Genomic DNA, 18,775 nt, shown 5'->3' with positions numbered 1-18,775 from the left:
AAAAAAATTGGAGGAAGAATCACTATGAGCGATAAACTAGAAAAATACCTATCCAAAGGCAAATCAGGTCGTAAAGACGATACCATTACTGTGCAGGCAGACGGAGAAGAATGGTCTGTGCGCCGCCTGACCACTATTGAGGTACGCCGAGCCTATGAGCTGGCCTATGAGGAAAATGGTGATCCGAAAGATTCCTATAACGAGATCGACGTCATGATCGTTAAGGCAACCGAACATGAATTTGATTGGAACAATAAAGATTTACTACTCGCCTTCAATTGCACCAGTAAATATGAGCTGCCACCGCGTATTCTAGACAATCCTGCTGATTATTCGGAGCTTAGCAAAGCTGTGCGTAATTTCCAAGAAACAAAGGACGAACTTATGAAAGAAGCAAAAAACTCATCAAGCAAGACGGAGAAGCAAGCTGGGTAGCATCCTTTTGGATTAACCAGAAGCGGCTGCCGGCTGAAATTCTACCTTATGAGGTGGATAAACAGCGGCAGTATTTTTTCTGTCTTGCGGCTGGTATGGTAGCCGAAGAAGAAGCCATGAGAGCTCTTAGAAAATAATATGGATTTTTATTTATCTAACTTGAATTTTGAAACAACAGAACCTTGGTCTAGATCCACAGTTAACCAATCAATTGTATCTGTCCCCCCAGATCCTGGATTATAAATTTGAAAAACAAAATTTTCATTTTCCATATGAGAAAATTCAACATACGTCAGTTTATCGACGTAGCCGTACTGAACTAAATTATCAGTTGCAAATGATTTAGCAAGTTCTAAGGCTTGTTGTTGTTCCAAGGAAAGTTCATTTTTATCATCTGTAACCAGGGGAGTGTTGTGATCAAGACAGGTGCCTCCAAGTATCTCGCAACTAATCTCTTGTGTAATTAGATTCACGTGGTACCACTCCATCACTTCAGTTGTAGCTTTACTCGATTGTTTAACTATGTAATTCCCTTTATCATCAGTTCCAACTATTTTTATAGACGAAATCCTTAATTGCTCTTGATTCAGCTTAGTATTCACTAATTTTAGTGCTTCGTCTTCACTTAAATTAGAATGGCTTTCTAAGGTGCTATTAGAGTTGCTTGGATTTACGTCAGAGCTATCCTGATTAAACGTTTCTGATCCATCAATAGTCCCAGGGAGTTCACTTGATTCTGCCTTTGTTTCAACAATTGTCCCAATTTCTATTGTTTCATTTAGGTTTGTATTTAATGAGTCGTTTGTAGAAACTTTACTTCTTTCATTATGAGAACAACCAATAAGAACCAAAAAAAATAATAATATCATTACTTTTTTCATAATACTTCTCCTCAATAAAAAATTTATTAATAATTTTTTTGCGTTATATCTGATTAAATCCTTATACGAACTTAACGATATGTTCATCCACAGATATTCGTGAATTTGTTTAACAATCCTGCTTCGTAGATTTTTATTACGAGTACTTAGAGACCCATATCTATATCTATAAATGCAAGGGGGTGAACAACTATAGCAGCGACAACAAAAGTGACGGTTCCGTTCGAAGCGCGGGATCTTATTTCCGGTGCTGTCCAGAATATGCGGAAAGCCATTCTTGGGGCGACTAATGATTTACTAGATTTTCGTCGAGCTTCTGGACAACTGGGAGACAACCTTGTATCTGATCTTCGACGATCCAGGAGCGCAGCAGATGAATTAGGAAGTCACATTGGTGGCGCAGCGGACGAGACGCGTCGACTAGGGCGTACTAGCGTGGATGATATTTTCCGTCGTGCTCGTTCAGGTGCGGATGATTTGCGACGTTCGGCATCTCGGGCAGATTCGGAGATTCGCGGAATGAGTGATTCCCGGGTGCACTTAAGAGCACAAGATGAGGTTAGCACAGTCCTTGATGGTATATCTTCCAAAATTACAACGATTGCAGCAACTGCAGGAGCTCTAGTTCTAGGCGGTGGAATCAAAGACGCATTATTCGGGAATGTCATGGATTACTATTCTGAAGCTTCCCGAAGCGCGGCCTTATTGCCTACAGCTGCACGTGATCAAGGTCTTCAGACCGTGAAAGATCTAAATATTCAGGGCATTATTCCTTCACAGACGGAAGGGGCCAGACAATTAGCAGATATTGCCACACTAGTCCGGGATAAATCGCAAACTAGCGAGTTTCTGAGAGCTTCAGCAATGATGAAATATCTCCTGCCAGATGGAGGGTTCGAAGAGATCAATCGCGCACTGGCGCAGTCAGCTGACACGTTCGGTGAAACTTATGCTTCTGTAACTGACAGCATGATATATGCCTATGAAAAAGTGGGAGATCGACAGAAAGATCTGTTCGACACATTTTGGGAGTACAGCGGTTATTTCAAAAACACCGGTGCAAACTCTGGTCAAATGGCCAACTTCTTGACACAGAGCGTGAAGGAGGGAGCCTTCAATTTCGATAAGCCTGCCGATTTTATCAAAGAGACATTCGGCGTGAAGGCTCTCGATGTAGGGGACATGGAGAAGTATTTCACTCTGCGCGGAGCTGGTAAGAACGACGCAGCAAAGCAAGCTGCCTCATTTACTAGTGACATTAACTCCGGTGAGGAGCAACGTGCAAAAGGAGCGCTAATGGCCCTAGTTGCTGATTTAGCCAGTCAGTCACAGAGTGAGTTGAAAGCTTCTCTAGTATCCCTTGGATCGGCTACAGCGGAAGACAACGGAAGTGCTGTACTTAAGACCTTTCAAGTACCTTTTCAACCTGCACCTTCTGGTATTGCAGGGACGACGGAAAGAATGGTCCAAACTCAACAGGCCGCGAATCCGATGCAGGATATTATTCAGACTCGTGCGCAGATCGATCAGCAAATGCAGGAGTTGGGAGCGAATCTATCAACAGCAGTTCTTCCAGCGCTTAAAGAATTCAATACTCTGATCACGGAAAACAAAGATGAAATACAAGAACTGGGTTCAAAAATAGTCGGTTTTATAAGTAAAGCGACAAGTTTGTATAGCGATCACTTTTCAACAATTAATAATTCTTTGCTGATCCTCGGGGGCAGTATAGCAGCTATAAAAGGGGTTAAATTTGGAAAGGGGATTTTAGATGATTTAAGCAAGGCGAGCGGGCGATGGAGAGGCAATACCCCTACTTCAAACCCAATTGAAGAAGTCAATACTTCCACCCGCCGTAGATTCACTCTGAGACGTGGCACCACTGGTGGATCAAGTGGAGGCTTGGGTGACAGCCTGAGTTCTTTATCATCCATGACTGTAAATGCCAGTGTTGTTTATCTTAATGAAACTGGCGGCCTGGGTGGCTCTCTTGGCGGGCAGGGTGGTCGAACAGGAAGTAGGTTATCCCGGCGCGGGCGCACCGGCGCCGCTGGTTCTAGCACCCGAACAACGACAGGCGACAGCAGTACAGGTGGCTCGATTAGAGCACGTCGGGGCACACGAACTACCAATATTCCAGATGTCGATTCAATTCCAGATGTAGCCGCAAGACGGGGACGAGTCACATATCGTAATACCGCTCGGCTTCGGGGGACATCGGCTATTCCGGATATCATTTCGGATGTATCTGATATACCGGCTCGCCGAGGGGTGTTAAAAGGGTTAGCCAAAGGCGGGACCAAAGCCGTAAAAGCATTAGGAATTGCAGGTACTGTAGCGGGCATTGGATTGTCAGGGTATGACCTGTATCAAGCATCAAAAGATGATGGGCTTAAAGCCGGAGTATCGTCTACAGGTGGATCATTGGTAGGAGGTACAGCAGGGGGAATCCTGGGCGGTGTTGTTGGTTCGTTAGCTGGACCAATAGGCACTGCAGTAGGTGCAGCAGCAGGTGGATTGATTGGTGAAAAGCTCGGTTCGTTGGCTGATAATGCTGGATGGACGAAAAAGGCAGTAGATGGTATCTATTCGATCGGTGATTGGATTACAGGTAAAGGAAAGAAGAAGGAAGAGCCTGCAGTTACCGCTAAAGTAGTACCTGAAGCCAAGATCACCTTTGGTAACTTGACACCGGAACGAGAAAAACAATTACAGGAGACCTTCAACGTTTTCCGGGCCAATGTGGCCAAGGATGGATTAAAGACCGCATTGACCAGTGCTGTTAACGAGAGCGGTGTTAAGGAAACGGTCGATAAGATTAAAAACACATTTGTTGGCGCGTGGAAAAGCACAGAATCGGGTAATGCTCAGCAAAATGTGCAAGCTGTTGGAGTAGCTGCACAGAAAACAGCTGGACAGACTCAGCAGTTAGGTGTAACCACGAAAACCAGCACTGCTGGAATTGTTCAGGGTGCTGGTGCAGCGGGAGCTAGTATGCTCGGAATCGGGACTGCAGTAAAGACGGCGACCGATGAGACGAAGCAGCAGTTGCTATCGATACAAACAGTTACGAGTCAGAGTGAAAGATGGGGCAGTACCATTATTACGAGGATTTCCAAGGGGATGCAGAGTAAATTTCCTGAACTTAAGTCGACAGCAATCGGTGCTATGGGTATTCTGAACACCCTGACTGGAGCAGGTGCGGCGAAATCATTTGTTACCTCGAGTCTTCCCAACTCCAGTGGTGGTGCCGCTTATGCAAACGGCGATATTATTACTCGACCTCATATCGGGTTGGTCGGTGAAGCTGGACCAGAGGCCATTATTCCTCTCTCTGCAGGGCGCCGGCAACGCGGGGTGGAACTGTGGGAACGTGCGGGAGCAATGTTGGGCGTTCGGGCTTACGCAAACGGAGGGATTGTTGGCGCGCAGCCTTTCCGAACTCAAGCTTACAAGGCTAAAGCCTACATTGATGATAACAACGACAGAATAGGTTACGGAGCCGGCTATGCAGAAGGGATCCATGGATCACTTGAAATGGTAAAGAAGCAAAGCATGAAGCGTTATACCAAGGCCATGAGTAAAGCCAGTAGTCTCACAGATGCTTATAAGATACGAGCAACCGGTCATCAATTGCGTAGGCAGGCTGCCAATATGAAGACTTTTGCCAGAAGTACAAAACTTCTTGGTAAAGTGGTTCGACCTGTTGGTTATGCCATGGATGCTTGGGATATCCTCTTTGCTGGCAAAGGAAACCGCGGGCGACAGACTGCTAAGGTAGCTGGTGGAATTGGAGGCGGGATCTTAGGTGGTGCTGCAACGGGTGCAATGCTTGGTACCTTTCTCATGCCTGGTGTAGGTACAGCCGTTGGCGGTGCAATCGGGGGGCTGTTAGGAACAATCGGCGGTGAGAAGTTGGCCACGAAAATGTATGATGGCATTTCTGGATTCTTTGGCCGACGAAAAAAACTTAAGAAGAAATACGCTGATGGTGGGCTTATCAGTGCTCCACACATGGGCCTGGTCGGTGAAGCCGGACCGGAGATGATCATTCCACTTTCGCGGCAGCGGAGTAAACGAGGAAGAGCATTGTGGGAACAGGCGGGGAGCTTACTTGGAGTTCGTCCTTACGCAGATGGTGGTGCGGTTGGTATGAGATCGTCCAGTATCCCGGTAGCGAAGACATTGGCGCAGGCACCTGCAGCGATCCGCGATATCGTAATTGAAAACATCAACATCGATTTTGGTGAACTGGCAAAGGGAATTACAAACTTTGCAGAATTCGCGAAGATGCTGACCAGTCCACAGGGACGAGCGTTGTTCCGCAAGGTTTTCGGCGAGGAGTTGTACAATGCTCTGGAAAGTGGGGGATAAATCATGCTGACTATGATACGTGATAAGAATCGCTTCACATTTCCAATTACACCGGCAGAGATCCAGATCACCAGCAGCAATGAGATAGATTCCTTTGTTGTAATCACAGGTGAAGAGAAGACAAGTAAGAGACTCACTTCAAAGCTGAAGCGGGTCTCTTTTTCTGTGATCTTCCCACGGACCTGGGAGGAACTTTGGGAAACCGGCAAAGAGACGGTGGCTTACCAGTCTCCAGAACAGGCTTGGAAGTTGATGGAGGAATGGAAGCTCAAGCCGGTTGTTATTAACTTCGAATCGCTGTTCTCGCAGACTATGTGGTTTGAGAGTTTCGAGGCTACGTATAAAGATGGTCAGGCGAATTTGCATATCACATTTAATTTCATTGAGTTCAACCCAGTTAAAATTGTTTCGTACTCCAACACCAAGCAACTCTTAAAGCCTGGGGTAATCATAACCAAGTCATCCAAAAGTCGGCCTAATACAACGGGGAAAACGGATAGTAAAAATAAAACTAAGAAGAGTGATAAGCAGAAGAAAGCCGAAGCAAAAACAGCTGCCGACAATAAAAAGGGAAACTTTGATTATTTGGTTCAAAAGGAACGAATTCTGGACAAGAACTCTAGTGTTAAATAAAGGGCGGGATTAAAATGGACAATTTTGCGATTCTTTACGGAAAGGAGAGTAATCGGCAGCTGTTGACGGATGCGGCAGTTGAATTGTCCTGGTCTTCAGTACGAGATGAAATCGCACGTAGCGCAACTGTTCGACTTCGTAACGCTGCTGAACTGAAGGTAGCCGGTATGCTGATGTGCTTTTCATCGCGACTTAAAGGTGTGGGAGTGCTTCATCACAAGAACCAATTTTTTCATGGTCCCATCATCAAGTATGAACAAAATGAGTTCACAGATGAATGGGAGGTTGAAGCGCGGGAGATGAGTTGGTATTTAGCGAAGAACAAAGGCACACGCCCATACCTAAAGGGTGAAGCCGGTGCTGAGCTTCAGCGTTATATCAAAACTACCGGAATTGATTTTCGATGTCCTGCATTAGGGTTTAACCTAGATGAACGTTATGGAACGATGTTCCATTCAGAAGTTATCTTGGATGTGCTGCAAAAGGCATATGAGCGTAGCGGCTATCGTTATCATGTAGATGTAGTCCGGACGGATACTAGTTTCTACCTGCAGGTAGTTAGGGAGGGAACGAACACCCTTGTTCCTGTCTTTATCCCGGAACAGATGGAGGCTAGCAACGCTGGTTATAGCATTGAGGAGACTTATACAGTCGTCACCGCACAGAAGTATAAGGACGATAAGCTTGCTTCATCAGTAACTAAGATGGCAGCCGGTGCAGTTCAAGCCATGGGTCGAATGGAAGAGATCATCGAGGTTGAGGAAGATGAGGACCCGGCCACGATCGCTACGCAACGCCTGAAGGCTTTGTCGCAGGCGAAGCAGATTAAGAAAATTACTGTAAAGCATGAGGACCACACGCTGACAGGGCTTCGGGCTGGCTGGATGGTGTTGATCAAAACGGACCATACCTCCAGGTGGATTGTAGAGTCCGCCGAGAGCAGTTTTAAGAATGGGTTATACACTGTGAAGCTTGAGCTGGAAAGAAGGGAGTAACGTTGCTAAATGATGCTTTGAATTTGTTGAAGGAAAAGACGAAAGGTCATATTGACGCCCGAGATACCGAACGTGCGACATTATTGAGTTGGCCAAGTAAACCGGAAATACAGGTAGAAGGTGACCCGGAACCTTATCCTGCAGATAAACTGGTCTTTGCAGAATATCTGCAGGAACGCCGTATCGATGCAGTCTTTGAGGTTGAGCAACTTGAGGTTACAAAGTTAACCGGTGTCCTAACGATCCACAGCCCACTGAAGGTTGGAGATCAGCTTATTGTTTCTCGCATGACAGGCCAACGTTATTATGTACTCGGAAAGGATGTGGGCAGTAGTGGCGGATAGCTTGTTTCCTGATTTGGACATATCGGACATTGGAGAAGTCGAGCTTACAGAATCGGTTGTATCGGCTACAAAATGGACTTACATGATAGATTACCGTAACCGGCGTGCCGTACTCACTGAAGATGGCCAACCGAAGAAGACAGGTTCTTATGCTGAGTACTTAGTTCAGACAGCACTCAAAATCCTTAATACAGAACGCTTTCGTTATGTCTTGTATGGGGAAGAAGTTGGCGTGGAGAGATCGGAGTGGTCTACTTGGGAAGATGTAGAGATCAAACGAGATATGGAGGAAGCTTTGACTGCTCATACTGAGATTGTGCGTGCTGAGGTGCGATCGATGGTGCGAGAAGGACAGGAGATGCATCTTAGAATATTGATAACTGGCTTAGCGGGTCAAGTGGAACTGGAGGAGGCGATTAGTGTATGACCATTAAACTGAGTGATTTACCGTCACTCCCCTACATGCCTATCCTAGAAGAAGAGCCAGAGGAAATCTATCAGCGTTGGGTGAACCGTGCCATAGCCCTGGCGCTTGAACGAGGGTTACCACCGCCGCCAACAGGAGAAGGGGAGTACTTTTATGATTTGTGGTATCCTCTTGCGTTGGAGCTTGCCGAACAGCAAATGCTATGGACTTATGGATTCCTTCAGGGCTTTCCCATCTGGGCGGACTCTGAGTATCTCGATGGTCACGGATGGGCTGCAGGTCTTACCCGCAAGGAAGGTGAGAGTGATGATACATTTCGCTTGCGTATGCTTGAACGTGCTGCTACCGAAATTGGGAGCGGACGTCGCAAAGATTATGAAACCTGGGCCACTGAGATGGCAGGTGTGGGTGGAGCCATTGCCCGTGAAAAAGAACGGCATGATAATTCCATTGATCTTTACTTGACCAACCTGAACGGACAGCCGATTACTGAGGAATTTGCTGAGACGGTCAAAGCATGGATGTGGGAGGAGCGTCGGATCGCTGGGCATGACTTATTGGTACATCCGGCTCCGGTCTTTAATGTACGCTTAGAGACACGCTTGCTAACGTCTAGCGGAACAGATCTGACTGTGCTGGCGGCAACCATTCAGCAGCGTGTATTGGATTACGCGAGTGGACGTTCCAAACTAATATACAATTATGTGGCTGCCTTATTACTGCTACCTGGCGTAGAGGATTACGAGAATCTAACCCTTAATGGTGATGTAGAGGATATTGTTCTCCCCTTATCGTCAGTTTTAAGAGTGGAAGTGATCTTGTTATGATCCCGCTGAGATATCGTGAAATGCTGCCACCTTATTGGTACGAAATTGATATGGCGGACCGGCACTTTTCTGTTTTTGAGAAAGAAATGGATGATCGCCTGCAGACGATAGACGATTTGAGCAATCAGTTTATACTCAGGAGATCAACCTGGTCATTGTGGATTTGGGAGTGGATGTACTTCCGGAAGACTCAAGAGGGAAGTGACGATGAACGTAGAGAGGCGATACGCCGGAAGCGCTGGGGCGATCGACCTTTTAAGCTACCTCTATTGCGGGAACTAGGGAATCAGCATGGAAAGCTGAAAAATGTTTCTGAGGACTTTTTAGCAAAAGAGATCCATTTTGAATTTTCCTTAGTTCAACCGTTTAACATGGCAGGTCTGCAGGCTGATTTTGAATACGTGCGTCCGGTTCATATTCGTCGTGCAGTATTTAGTTCAGCAGTTCCGACGCAAGTCATTAATATAAAAGGTACTGGCTACTCGCATGGAGTGGACTTCCCGATTTGCGGGTTTGAAGTTCCGTTTGGAGGAGGGGAGTAATGGCAGATGTTATTAAGCAGTTGCTTCTGGAGAAGTTGATTTCGAATTTGAATGGCCACATCGTCAGAGCGCGGGTGAATATAGGAGGCGTTCAGACGACGTATCCTATTTACAACACAATTGTGTCTGGTATGTCTGTTCGAAAGTACATTTATATAACGGAGACTCAAGCCATCGGCAAACAACTTTTAGGCGCAGCCTTGCTGGATGCTGAAGGTAATATACTGGCAGATCAACCCCTTCTCGTAACTAAAAACGATAAGGGGTTTTTAATTGCCTTTGAATTTGTTTTGAGATTGGAGGCGAATGCTGGTGGTGTATAACAAGCAGCAGTGGAAGGACGAGATTCCCGACTTGACCAAGCCGATAAAGGATTCCTCGGGAAAGCAAAAGACTGACCCACAAACCGGGAGGCCTTTGTATGAACTGGTCCAAGAAGGTACACGTCTTACATCTCAGCGTTTGAATCACATAGAAGATGGTATTGAGACCGTCCATGAACTGGCAGATCAAAACGCTGCGGATATTGACACACATAAAAAAGATACAGTTAAGCACATAACGGCTGCTGAAAGAGCGGAATGGAAAGCCAAGGAGACAACTGCAGGTGCTCAGACTAAAGCAGATGCTGCTCTATCAGCTGCCAAAACCTATGCAGATACCGCGCTGCTTGCAAAGGCAGATAAGTCATCTACTTACAGCAAAACGGAGACTGACCAGCGTATTCAAGCTGTGGTCGGTGCTGCACCGGACGCTCTCGATACACTTAAAGAAATCGGGGATGCACTGAATAATGATCCAAACTTTGCGGCCACAGTCACCAACCAGCTCTCGGGAAAAGTGGACAAGGTATCAGGCAAACAACTTTCAACAGAGGATTATTCTTCTGCAGAGAAGGCGAAGTTAGCTGGGCTTACACCTGGAGCTGGTGCTGCGGGATCGGCTACAGATGCAACGATAGGTAATCGTACAGCGGATCCTTCGATTACTACTCCCTATAGTTTAACGGGCACTATTACTCAGTGGTTCTCATGGATAACTAAGTATTTTAAAGCTATCACAGGCAAAGCCAATCCTTTTGACACCCCTGATATCACGCTCGCTGCGACTAAGACACATGTAGACAATACTACAGTCCACATCACAGCTGCAGAGCGTACTGCGTGGAATGCAGCAGAGACTAACGCCAAGAACGCATCTATTCCCTTGGTACAGAAAGGTGCTGCCAGCGGTGTTCCTGCCATGGACGTAGCGAAATATATGCTAGGGGACGGAATCAGTCTAAAGGAGTTTTCTACTGAGACTGTACACACATTTAGCTTTACACATAATGTAGCTAACCAAAAAGTAGACTTAAGCACTACAGGTGCTCTTGCTGGTTTTTTTGAAGTGACGGTCACAGGCACATTTGGTAACCAGAACAACGTAGGCAGAATGACCAAGCGTTTCAACATTATGACTAATACATCGGGTACTATAAACAGTCAGTTAACCCAGTACACGGAAGTTACTGGTCCTATAGTTAGCTGTTTATCTATCTCAGACGCGTATTGGAGCGCTTCTAGTAGCCAATGGCGTATTACCATAGATGCACGAACAAGTAACGGTAATGGGTATGCTGTTCATATTAAGCGGCTTACATCGCAATCAACACTTAACACCAAGCCGTTCACTTTAGGCACTCCCTATACAGGTACTGCCGCTACCACTCTCCCTATAGCAGTACAGACCATTCCAGATGATACTGTAACTCAGTCCGGTTATTTAATTCAGAAGCACCTACTAACGGATAACAGCGGAAAAAATATTAAGCTACCAAACGGTACCGACTTAGACACCGTACTAGCTAACGGGTTTTATAACGGCATAGCACTAGTTAATGCACCAACAACGGCTAATGTATGGTATTACATTGAAGTACAACAACACACCGAGAATTCACAGTTTGTACTTCAACGAGCTACGCTTATGAGTGGTACGGCTGGAGACAAACCCCTTAGATACGAGCGCATAAGAAAACTTAATGTATGGAGTACTTGGGTTGAAATTGAGGGAGCGGACAAAAAGAATGTAGCTAATGGTTACGCTGGTGTAGATGTTAACGTCAAAGTAGCACGTGTTAACACCTACAATGACTTAGGTGGTATCTCCGCATTGTCTAACTTAGATACGGCGTATACAGCGGGTACCTATAGTGTAAATGCAAATGCCGTCGGTACTCCTTCTTCTGGTGAGTATGGACAAGTGATGATTCATGTAAGCCAAGGAGAAACACATACTGATGTTAACTGGATATGGCAGATGTTCTTCGGGACAGCAGGGAATACTTTTGTACGCCGTAAGGTAAACAACGGTGCTTGGCAGAATTGGGTTAAACTGTGGACTGGTTATAACGATTCAATTCTATTTTTGAGTAGATGGATGATCCCGAATGGCTCAGACATAAACGCTTTTACGACAAACGGGTGTTACTCCATTTTTCAACCAACAGGGCTAACGAATTTTCCTGCCGGAGTGATCTACGGCATACTAAACGTAACTATGGCAGATGTAACAACGAATTACGCTAAACAAGAAATAATGGACTGCACTAACGGTACTATCTACACGCGCGGGAGAACCGGATCAAGTACGTGGACTTCTTGGGTATCTGATATAACTAGTGCTGGAGGAACGATGGAAGCGCCACTAGTTAGAAAGCATAGTGCTACATCATACAAATACAATAACGTAGCATCCTATTTCATGGGAGCAGCTGATGTAAAGGGAACAATAAAAATTACTCTTCCTGTCGGATGGAATCTTGCTATGATGCGGATTAAAATTAGTGGATATGATTACTCCACAGGGAAGGGAGCTTGGGAGCTTACACTAGGAGGATATAACTTTACCACAGGATGGACTAATACTTCCGCATACGCTGAGGGAGCTATCCCGTTCGGTACCGTAAGATTTGCCTATGATGGGTCTAAGTGCTGTATCCTTCTTGGCAATCCGGTATCTTCATGGAACTACCCTTCCATAGAGGTATCTGAAGTTTTAGCTAGTCATGCAGGAGCTTCGGGACTTGGGAGTCCTTGGACAGTGTCAGTAATCCCTAATGAAGCAGGTATCACTAATATTCTCAACACCACAGTATCTTACGGCACATCTTCCACACTACAAGGAAGATCCTCAGACGTAAATGCTACACCTAACACTATACCTGTACGGGATAGTAACGGTAAAATTGCGGGGGCGTCTAGTACTGTATCAAAGACACTAGAGCAGTCTATAAGTAGTCCTGCAACTGACGTTGAAGTGTTACGATATACTCCTACAGCCAAAGGAGCATTTACACTGAGTGTCTACTTATCACTACCTAACGCGTCCAATATAAAAATTAGCGTGAAATACTTAGACTCCATTATGGGTATTCAGACTTATGACATTTGCCCGCTAGATCAATTAGAAGCGGGAAGTCATGCATTTGTTCCCGCATTCTTTGTAGCTGACACTGGGTTAGCAATATCTGTTACACTAACGTCCAATAGTGTAACAACGCCTGTAATAACAGCAATACTTAAGGAGGAATAACCTAATGACACAACTACATTTACCGGGCAATGCTAAGGCTACGCAAGTTCTTGAAGGGGCTGGATTCAGCGCCGGATCTATTTACAACGGCGTTGGAACCATGAAAAACATGGGTGACCAAGAAATGAGCGCCGTGGGCGCTTATATGCAAGAGGGATATTTATCGCTTTCAATGGGGGGGATTGGAGACGGCAAATTTCAAGCCGTAAATGATGGTACACAGCTAACATATGCCGACCCTGTACATGTATCTGCTAAGAACATCATAATGGGTGTAGAAATGTTAGGGCTAGACGGTACAGCCACCTCAGACGCTAATGCAACAGCGGCAGATATCAGAGCAGGAGTAATAGCTTATAGCCAAGGTCAAAAGCTTGTAGGAACTTCTGTTTCTCCAAAGTATACCAAAGGGGAAACAAGACCTTACGCCGCTGGTTCTTATAGTAAAATTTCTGTTACTGGCACAGGATTTAAACCAAAATATGTCATAGCCTACTCGTCCGCACCTGCCGCTGATAAAATTTGTACTATCTGCGAGATGTATCCTGGCAGGATGGTGAACACGATGCAGAACGGCAGTGGAGCCGCAATGTCCAGCACCAAACAAGGGACTGGCGACGGATACTTTCAATTATTAGATAACGGATTTGATATGTGTGTAGGGTTTAATGGCGGCTTTGTAAGCGGGATAGTTACCTACGAGTGTTGGGGATAAGGAGAATGTACTCTGAATCTATTTGTTCATACTCTGCTGTGTCTTGAAACTACGCCGTATAGGCGTTATTATTTTGCCCTCGTAGCTGTTACGGGGGCTATTTATATTGAGGGGGAAGGAAATTGACAAAATCACAAATCGCTGCATCTGCAGTTGGGGCAGTAGCTGTTTCAGTGTTTGATTTTTTATATGGGGAGGCGGATGCTGTCATAACCATTATGGCTGCACTTTTATTTTTTATTATCATGGATTGGTTATCGGGTATTAGAGCCGCTAAGAAGGACAACACCTATGCCAGTAAGTACGGTATTGATGGAGTGTTTCGGACATTTTTTATGTTACTGCTGCCAGCGGGAGGACATCTGCTTGATATGGTGTTCGGATTGCCTGGAGCGATATTTGGTGCACTAGCAATCGGTACGTTGTATCACGTGTTACAGAGCATGACTGCTAACTCAATTCGGGCAGGGTGGGGGGATTCGCTCCCATTGCCAGTCTTAGATGTAGTACTCAAATGGGTAGGTAGCGAGTTGGATAAAAAAGTTAAACGCGCTGCCAGTAGAAAAGGGGATGAGGAGTAATGTCTCTCACACTGGATCAAGTAAAGAGCAAATCAGCTACAAGATTGATAGGATTAAACCCAGTTGTGATGGCTGCTACCACATTGTTAATTGAACGCTGTTACGCTAGGGGAGTGCCTATTTTAATAACTCAAGGATTACGGACTATTGCTGAGCAAGAAGCTCTCTACGCACAAGGGCGTACAAAACCTGGATCTATCGTCACTAATGCCAAGGGAGGAACCAGTTACCATAACTATGGGCTAGCCATTGACTTCGCGCTGTTACTACCAGATGGCAAACAGGTATCTTGGGATTTAAAACGCGACGGTGACAGTGACAAAGTAGCTGATTGGACGGAGGTAGTTCAGGAGGCTAAATCACTCGGCTTCGAGTGGGGCGGTGATTTTGTTTCTATTACGGATGCACCACATTTTCAAATGACTTTTGGGCTTACAACTTCACAATTACGTGCGGGTGCTAAGCCATCAGAGATTGCTATGGCAAAAGCAGCAGCTATTATAGATCGACTAAAAGAGGAGGTAAAGGAAGACATGAGTAAAATTGCGGAGTTAGAAGCAATCGTAGCGAAGCAGGCTGAGCGCTTAACAACCCTAGAGAAGCGCTTAAACATCTCAGGGAAGGAAACGTATGCCAACAATTATACAGTGGCTATTACGGCTGCTAAAGCAGCAGGAGCGATTACAACATCGGCTGATAAGTCAAAACTTGAGCTTAATATTATTCAGATGTTTTTTAATCTTGGTTTGTTTAAGAGAGTGGATAAATAAATAATTAATGGATAATCAAAACCTATCTAATGTTCTGGCGTTCGCCTCGGTTATCGCCGTTCTTACTACGGTTTTGGCTCAAAACGGAATCTTTAAGACTCGCCGATCATAGCTATCTTTTTCTTCCGATCAAGGATCAGATGGAATTAAAAATTAATGGTAGCGATAATGGAGATATTTCGTCAACAAGATTAGCAAATGAAATATTGGTAGATCTCTATGGAATTAAGAATTTGAAGAATAAAGAGGGAACGCTATAATATATTAGTGATTATATTGAAAAAATGAATAATTTGACTTATGAGAGTTCAACTATATATATTAATGATATGTAGAAAGTCGTTTATTTATCAGGGGTAATGGGATATTATGAATTTAGAAAACTTAAACGCTGAGACGGAGGAATAAGTTTGGAAATAGTTTGGACTAATTTAATATTAACTGTGATTATTTCGGGGATACTAATATTTTTAATTATTAAAGGCATCAGTTCATTAGTAAGAAGTTATAAATCAAAGAAATAACGTTATAGACGAATATAGTATGTCATGGTTATATTTGCGAGTCTCTGACTTTGAAAAAAAATTATCAAAGAGTGTTGACAAAAAAACTGAATTTCAAATCACTTACCCTGCTGCTATGGTGGGGTATTTCTTTACGTTCAGAAAAATTTCCTCTACCAGTGATATGGAGTGCATATACATAATGTTCCAAATGAATTAATCTATACTTATGAATAATGAAAACTATCAGTATAGAGATATTTACTTTTTTGTAGGGAATCCAGCAATTCTATGGATCACCATACTTGGCTTGGTGCTACTAGGATTTGTATTGTTTTATTTCATTAAGAAATACATAAAGAGAAGAAAATGAGAGACAGGTATTTAATACATAGGAGTGATCATTTTGAGCAATGTATACAAAGTCCTACAGACAGACTCTGATTTTCTAACGGCTGCTTTAAAACAGTCTGAAGTTGATATACTTGAACGTCGAGGTGATCTGGCTGGCTGCATAATTGATTGTGAGGGTCCAGTCCAGAAATGGAGTCCAGTTAGTGTGAAAGTCGCGGATGCATATTACATGAGAACCGAATTTGAATTTAGGATGGTTTTGGCATAAGCGTGTAATAACAAATGCCCCGTCAACCTTAATTGGTCGGCGGGCTTTTTTTGTTTATTTGGTCATGGTAAACTTTAGTAGAAGTATAAAGGGGGATGGAAATGCGTCGAGCTGCAGGTTTATTGTTCTTACTGTTTACTCTTACTGCTTGCGGATCATCAAGTGGACTTTCAACAGATGACCTTGCAATTGTTAAAGTGAATGACGAAAAACAAATTGTACGTTATGGTATGAGTCGAGAAACAGCAGAAAAAGTTCTTGGAGAAGCAGAATATGATTCAAAATTCATTCTAAGTTACGAGAATGGTGTGGATATCTTATTCAGAGATAATTCTGTTGTTGTAATTAGGTTAGATGAAGAATCAAGTGGAGTCTATAAGACTTTGCAAGGAGCAGAAATTAATATGAATAAGAAGGATTTAAAAGGGATATACGGTAAGGATACTGCGATAGAAGTGTCCGAAAATAATTTAGACTATCTCTATGATTCCATTAACAAAAAATATCTAAAAACTATGGAGGTCAGTTCAAAACAAAGAGATAAATATTATCATGTTTCTATTGGATTTAATGACCGCGGAGAGGCTGAAAGTATATTTCTGATGGACAATAATGCTGCAGTACTCATGGAATGATACATAAATTACCACTGAATTAAATATGTAAATGTAGTTTTTTTCTTTCAGTGGCTACTACTTGCATATAAAAAATACTCCGTCAACCTTAATTGGTAGGCGGGGTGTTTTATTTATTAGTTTCGCCTTCAACACGCAGCCTTATAACCCGTGAAATACTCTCCACCTCAATGTATGGCACCCACACTGGTCCTTCAATGGTAATGATCTTAACTCGCTCTGGATCAGCTGATACCTCCGCAATACCCTTTATCTTGTCGCCATTTAATAGCCATACAACAATCAATTCTCGTCTTACGGCTGCGACCTTTAAACTTTGCTTAAGTTTTTTATCCATGACCACACCTCGGGTCTTTTATGATTATTATACACCCGGACTGATATCCAAAGGAAAATTTTCCTTACTAGTGATATTGAGTTCATTTACATAATGTTCCAAATCATTTATATTAATTTTCAAAGGACGGCAACGACATTTTGGTACTAATTTAAAATATAGGAGGAATAATCTTAATGGGGAAAAATTCGAAATTACTTTATTGTATTTTGGGTAGTGCTATACTTGCTTTATTAAATAACCCTATCCTTAGTTACGCTAAACTTGGAATGTTCGAGGGGGGTTATGGAAATAGTAGATTTGGTGTGTTGTTAGTTTTAATTACTAATCTATTTTCTTTAGCAGGATTTATACTATTAATTTTATTCTCCATTATATTAATAATCAAAAATATAAATTTCAAAGAAAAGTAAAGGGATCACATAAAAACTCGCTGGCAGATATCTTATACAGAGGAGTGATCGTATTGAGCAATATATACAAAGTCTTGAAGACGGATGCAGAATTTCTAACGGCTGCTTTGTCACAGTCACAAGTGGATATACTTGAACGTCGCGGTGATCTGGCTGGCTGCGTAATTGATTGTGAAGGTCCAGTCCAGAAATGGAGTCCTGTTAGTGTTAAAGTTTCTGATGCTTATTACATGAGAAATGAATTTGAATTTAGGATGGTTTTGGCATAAGTAGGTATAACAAATACCCCGTCAACCTTAATTGGTCGACGGGGATTTTTACTTTTGTTCATTTTATTGTCAAACTAATTCGTACTTATAGTCATGTGCAAATTCTTTAAATGTAATTGGTCTTTTGCCAAGTAATATTTCTAATTCAGGTGTGATTTTTTTAGCTAATCCAATTTTTGCTGTAAAGTAAATTCCAATCATAACAGTAATAAATTCTTTTTGAATTCCTTTTGCTATCATTTTATCTCTAAACTGATGAACTGATGGATTAACATATTTGATTGACTCTCCTAGTTCTTTGGATATAATTTCAGCGACTTCATAGTAATCTAACGCTTCACTCCCCGTTAATGAGTAACCTTTATTTTCATGACCATCCTCAGTTAGAATTTTAGCTGCCACAGTACCGATATCACGAACATCGATAAAGCTAGTTTTGCCTATTCCTGCGGGTACATAGATCTTCTTTTCTTTACGTAGCTCTTCCCCATGTTGAGAAATTAAGTTTTGCATGAAGAAACTTGGGCGTAAAAAAGTATATGGAATTCCTGATTTTTTAATGATTTTTTCTATTTTGTAGTGTGGAACAATTGGGTTTTTCTCTACGCCCAATAGGGATAGAAACACAATGTGTTCAACTCCGACTTCCTTTGCGATATCTATGAGAGGTTGAAAGTATTTTTTTGCGTCAGCTATATGCGGAGGGCGTAGTAAAAATAATTTTTTCACTCCTGTTAATGCTGGACGAAAAGAATCAGCATTTTCAAAATCAAAATAAACATACTCACTGTCTTTTCGATGGGAGGCAATTTTAAAAGGTGTTTCACTTTTCTTTAATTCGTTAACCAATTCACGACCTACATTACCGGTTGCCCCTGTGATTAAAATCATAAGTT

General features: G+C 43.2%; 20 protein-coding genes. 17 read left to right on the top strand and 3 right to left on the bottom strand.

Annotated elements, in window-relative coordinates; all coding sequences use genetic code 11:
* Nucleotides 1–24 precede the first annotated feature (24 nt).
* Complete coding sequence (locus NST34_RS17155) at nt 25–435, top strand: hypothetical protein (protein WP_341128372.1); 411 nt, start codon at nt 25–27, stop codon at nt 433–435.
* A gap of 146 nt (nt 436–581) precedes the next feature.
* Here NST34_RS17155 and NST34_RS17150 read toward each other — a convergent pair whose 3' ends face one another.
* On the bottom strand, nt 582–1,316 hold the full coding sequence (locus tag NST34_RS17150; RefSeq protein ID WP_340969958.1) for a hypothetical protein: 735 nt from the start codon (nt 1,314–1,316) through the stop codon (nt 582–584).
* Between the two features lie 210 nt (nt 1,317–1,526).
* Between NST34_RS17150 and NST34_RS17145 the strand changes: the two genes are divergently transcribed.
* From NST34_RS17145 to NST34_RS17080, 14 genes are all read left to right on the top strand, one after another.
* Complete coding sequence (locus NST34_RS17145) at nt 1,527–5,690, top strand: hypothetical protein (protein ID WP_341128371.1); 4,164 nt, start codon at nt 1,527–1,529, stop codon at nt 5,688–5,690.
* A gap of 3 nt (nt 5,691–5,693) precedes the next feature.
* A complete protein-coding gene (locus NST34_RS17140; RefSeq protein WP_341128370.1) occupies nt 5,694–6,323 on the top strand; it encodes a hypothetical protein in 630 nt (209 codons plus the stop codon).
* Between the two features lie 14 nt (nt 6,324–6,337).
* Nucleotides 6,338–7,318, top strand: coding sequence for an XkdQ/YqbQ family protein (locus NST34_RS17135; protein ID WP_341128369.1), 981 nt, complete (start codon nt 6,338–6,340; stop codon nt 7,316–7,318).
* 17 nt (nt 7,319–7,335) lie between these two features.
* Nucleotides 7,336–7,662, top strand: a complete 327-nt coding sequence (locus NST34_RS17130; protein WP_341128368.1) for a DUF2577 family protein — start codon at nt 7,336–7,338, stop codon at nt 7,660–7,662.
* The gene (locus tag NST34_RS17125) at nt 7,652–8,089 is read left to right on the top strand and encodes a DUF2634 domain-containing protein (protein WP_341128367.1); all 438 of its coding nucleotides are present in this window, start codon (nt 7,652–7,654) and stop codon (nt 8,087–8,089) included. Before NST34_RS17130 ends, NST34_RS17125 begins: the two co-directional genes overlap by 11 nt.
* Nucleotides 8,086–8,916 carry a baseplate J/gp47 family protein gene (locus tag NST34_RS17120; protein WP_341128366.1) on the top strand — a complete coding sequence of 277 codons (831 nt, stop codon included), beginning with the start codon at nt 8,086–8,088 and terminating at the stop codon, nt 8,914–8,916. The genes NST34_RS17125 and NST34_RS17120 overlap by 4 nt, the downstream gene beginning before the upstream one ends.
* Nucleotides 8,913–9,458 carry a hypothetical protein gene (locus NST34_RS17115; RefSeq protein ID WP_341128365.1) on the top strand — a complete coding sequence of 182 codons (546 nt, stop codon included), beginning with the start codon at nt 8,913–8,915 and terminating at the stop codon, nt 9,456–9,458. The genes NST34_RS17120 and NST34_RS17115 overlap by 4 nt, the downstream gene beginning before the upstream one ends.
* Nucleotides 9,458–9,781, top strand: coding sequence for a hypothetical protein (locus NST34_RS17110; RefSeq protein WP_341128364.1), 324 nt, complete (start codon nt 9,458–9,460; stop codon nt 9,779–9,781). The genes NST34_RS17115 and NST34_RS17110 overlap by 1 nt, the downstream gene beginning before the upstream one ends.
* Complete coding sequence (locus NST34_RS17105) at nt 9,771–13,034, top strand: pyocin knob domain-containing protein (protein ID WP_341128363.1); 3,264 nt, start codon at nt 9,771–9,773, stop codon at nt 13,032–13,034. The genes NST34_RS17110 and NST34_RS17105 overlap by 11 nt, the downstream gene beginning before the upstream one ends.
* 4 nt (nt 13,035–13,038) lie before the next feature.
* A complete protein-coding gene (locus tag NST34_RS17100; RefSeq protein ID WP_341128362.1) occupies nt 13,039–13,749 on the top strand; it encodes a hypothetical protein in 711 nt (236 codons plus the stop codon).
* Nucleotides 13,750–13,871: 122 nt separating this feature from the next.
* Nucleotides 13,872–14,330, top strand: a complete 459-nt coding sequence (locus tag NST34_RS17095; RefSeq protein ID WP_262495753.1) for a phage holin family protein — start codon at nt 13,872–13,874, stop codon at nt 14,328–14,330.
* Nucleotides 14,330–15,100 (top strand): M15 family metallopeptidase, encoded by a 771-nt coding sequence (locus tag NST34_RS17090; protein ID WP_341128361.1) that lies wholly within the window; start codon nt 14,330–14,332, stop codon nt 15,098–15,100. Before NST34_RS17095 ends, NST34_RS17090 begins: the two co-directional genes overlap by 1 nt.
* Before the next feature lie 909 nt (nt 15,101–16,009).
* The gene (locus NST34_RS17085; RefSeq protein ID WP_341128360.1) at nt 16,010–16,225 is read left to right on the top strand and encodes a hypothetical protein; all 216 of its coding nucleotides are present in this window, start codon (nt 16,010–16,012) and stop codon (nt 16,223–16,225) included.
* A 101-nt stretch (nt 16,226–16,326) separates the two neighbouring features.
* The gene (locus tag NST34_RS17080; RefSeq protein WP_341128359.1) at nt 16,327–16,860 is read left to right on the top strand and encodes a hypothetical protein; all 534 of its coding nucleotides are present in this window, start codon (nt 16,327–16,329) and stop codon (nt 16,858–16,860) included.
* Between the two features lie 109 nt (nt 16,861–16,969).
* Here the strand turns inward: NST34_RS17080 and NST34_RS17075 are convergent, their stop codons facing one another.
* Nucleotides 16,970–17,197: a hypothetical protein gene (locus NST34_RS17075; RefSeq protein ID WP_341128358.1), complete on the bottom strand. Its 228-nt coding sequence runs from the start codon at nt 17,195–17,197 to the stop codon at nt 16,970–16,972.
* A gap of 176 nt (nt 17,198–17,373) precedes the next feature.
* On the opposite strand from NST34_RS17075, the gene NST34_RS17070 reads away from it, so the two are divergent.
* Nucleotides 17,374–17,610 carry a hypothetical protein gene (locus NST34_RS17070; protein ID WP_341128357.1) on the top strand — a complete coding sequence of 79 codons (237 nt, stop codon included), beginning with the start codon at nt 17,374–17,376 and terminating at the stop codon, nt 17,608–17,610.
* 53 nt (nt 17,611–17,663) lie between these two features.
* Nucleotides 17,664–17,879 carry a hypothetical protein gene (locus tag NST34_RS17065; RefSeq protein ID WP_341128356.1) on the top strand — a complete coding sequence of 72 codons (216 nt, stop codon included), beginning with the start codon at nt 17,664–17,666 and terminating at the stop codon, nt 17,877–17,879.
* Nucleotides 17,880–17,948: 69 nt separating this feature from the next.
* Here NST34_RS17065 and NST34_RS17060 read toward each other — a convergent pair whose 3' ends face one another.
* The gene (locus NST34_RS17060; RefSeq protein WP_341128355.1) at nt 17,949–18,770 is read right to left on the bottom strand and encodes an SDR family oxidoreductase; all 822 of its coding nucleotides are present in this window, start codon (nt 18,768–18,770) and stop codon (nt 17,949–17,951) included.
* Nucleotides 18,771–18,775: the final 5 nt, after the last annotated feature.

It is taken from the genome of Paenibacillus sp. FSL H7-0714, from assembly GCF_038003765.1.
GTDB lineage: Bacteria > Bacillota > Bacilli > Paenibacillales > Paenibacillaceae > Paenibacillus_AQ.
This window is presented reverse-complemented; position numbering and strand designations above follow the sequence as displayed.

Coding starts and splice junctions, on each gene's coding strand:
- NST34_RS17155 (WP_341128372.1), top strand. CDS start 25: ATGAGCGATAAACTAGAAAAATACCTATCCAAAGGCAAATCAGGTCGT.
- NST34_RS17150 (WP_340969958.1), bottom strand. CDS start 1,316: ATGAAAAAAGTAATGATATTATTATTTTTTTTGGTTCTTATTGGTTGT.
- NST34_RS17140 (WP_341128370.1), top strand. CDS start 5,694: ATGCTGACTATGATACGTGATAAGAATCGCTTCACATTTCCAATTACA.
- NST34_RS17135 (WP_341128369.1), top strand. CDS start 6,338: ATGGACAATTTTGCGATTCTTTACGGAAAGGAGAGTAATCGGCAGCTG.
- NST34_RS17120 (WP_341128366.1), top strand. CDS start 8,086: ATGACCATTAAACTGAGTGATTTACCGTCACTCCCCTACATGCCTATC.
- NST34_RS17115 (WP_341128365.1), top strand. CDS start 8,913: ATGATCCCGCTGAGATATCGTGAAATGCTGCCACCTTATTGGTACGAA.
- NST34_RS17110 (WP_341128364.1), top strand. CDS start 9,458: ATGGCAGATGTTATTAAGCAGTTGCTTCTGGAGAAGTTGATTTCGAAT.
- NST34_RS17100 (WP_341128362.1), top strand. CDS start 13,039: ATGACACAACTACATTTACCGGGCAATGCTAAGGCTACGCAAGTTCTT.
- NST34_RS17090 (WP_341128361.1), top strand. CDS start 14,330: ATGTCTCTCACACTGGATCAAGTAAAGAGCAAATCAGCTACAAGATTG.
- NST34_RS17080 (WP_341128359.1), top strand. CDS start 16,327: ATGCGTCGAGCTGCAGGTTTATTGTTCTTACTGTTTACTCTTACTGCT.
- NST34_RS17075 (WP_341128358.1), bottom strand. CDS start 17,197: ATGGATAAAAAACTTAAGCAAAGTTTAAAGGTCGCAGCCGTAAGACGA.
- NST34_RS17070 (WP_341128357.1), top strand. CDS start 17,374: ATGGGGAAAAATTCGAAATTACTTTATTGTATTTTGGGTAGTGCTATA.
- NST34_RS17060 (WP_341128355.1), bottom strand. CDS start 18,770: ATGATTTTAATCACAGGGGCAACCGGTAATGTAGGTCGTGAATTGGTT.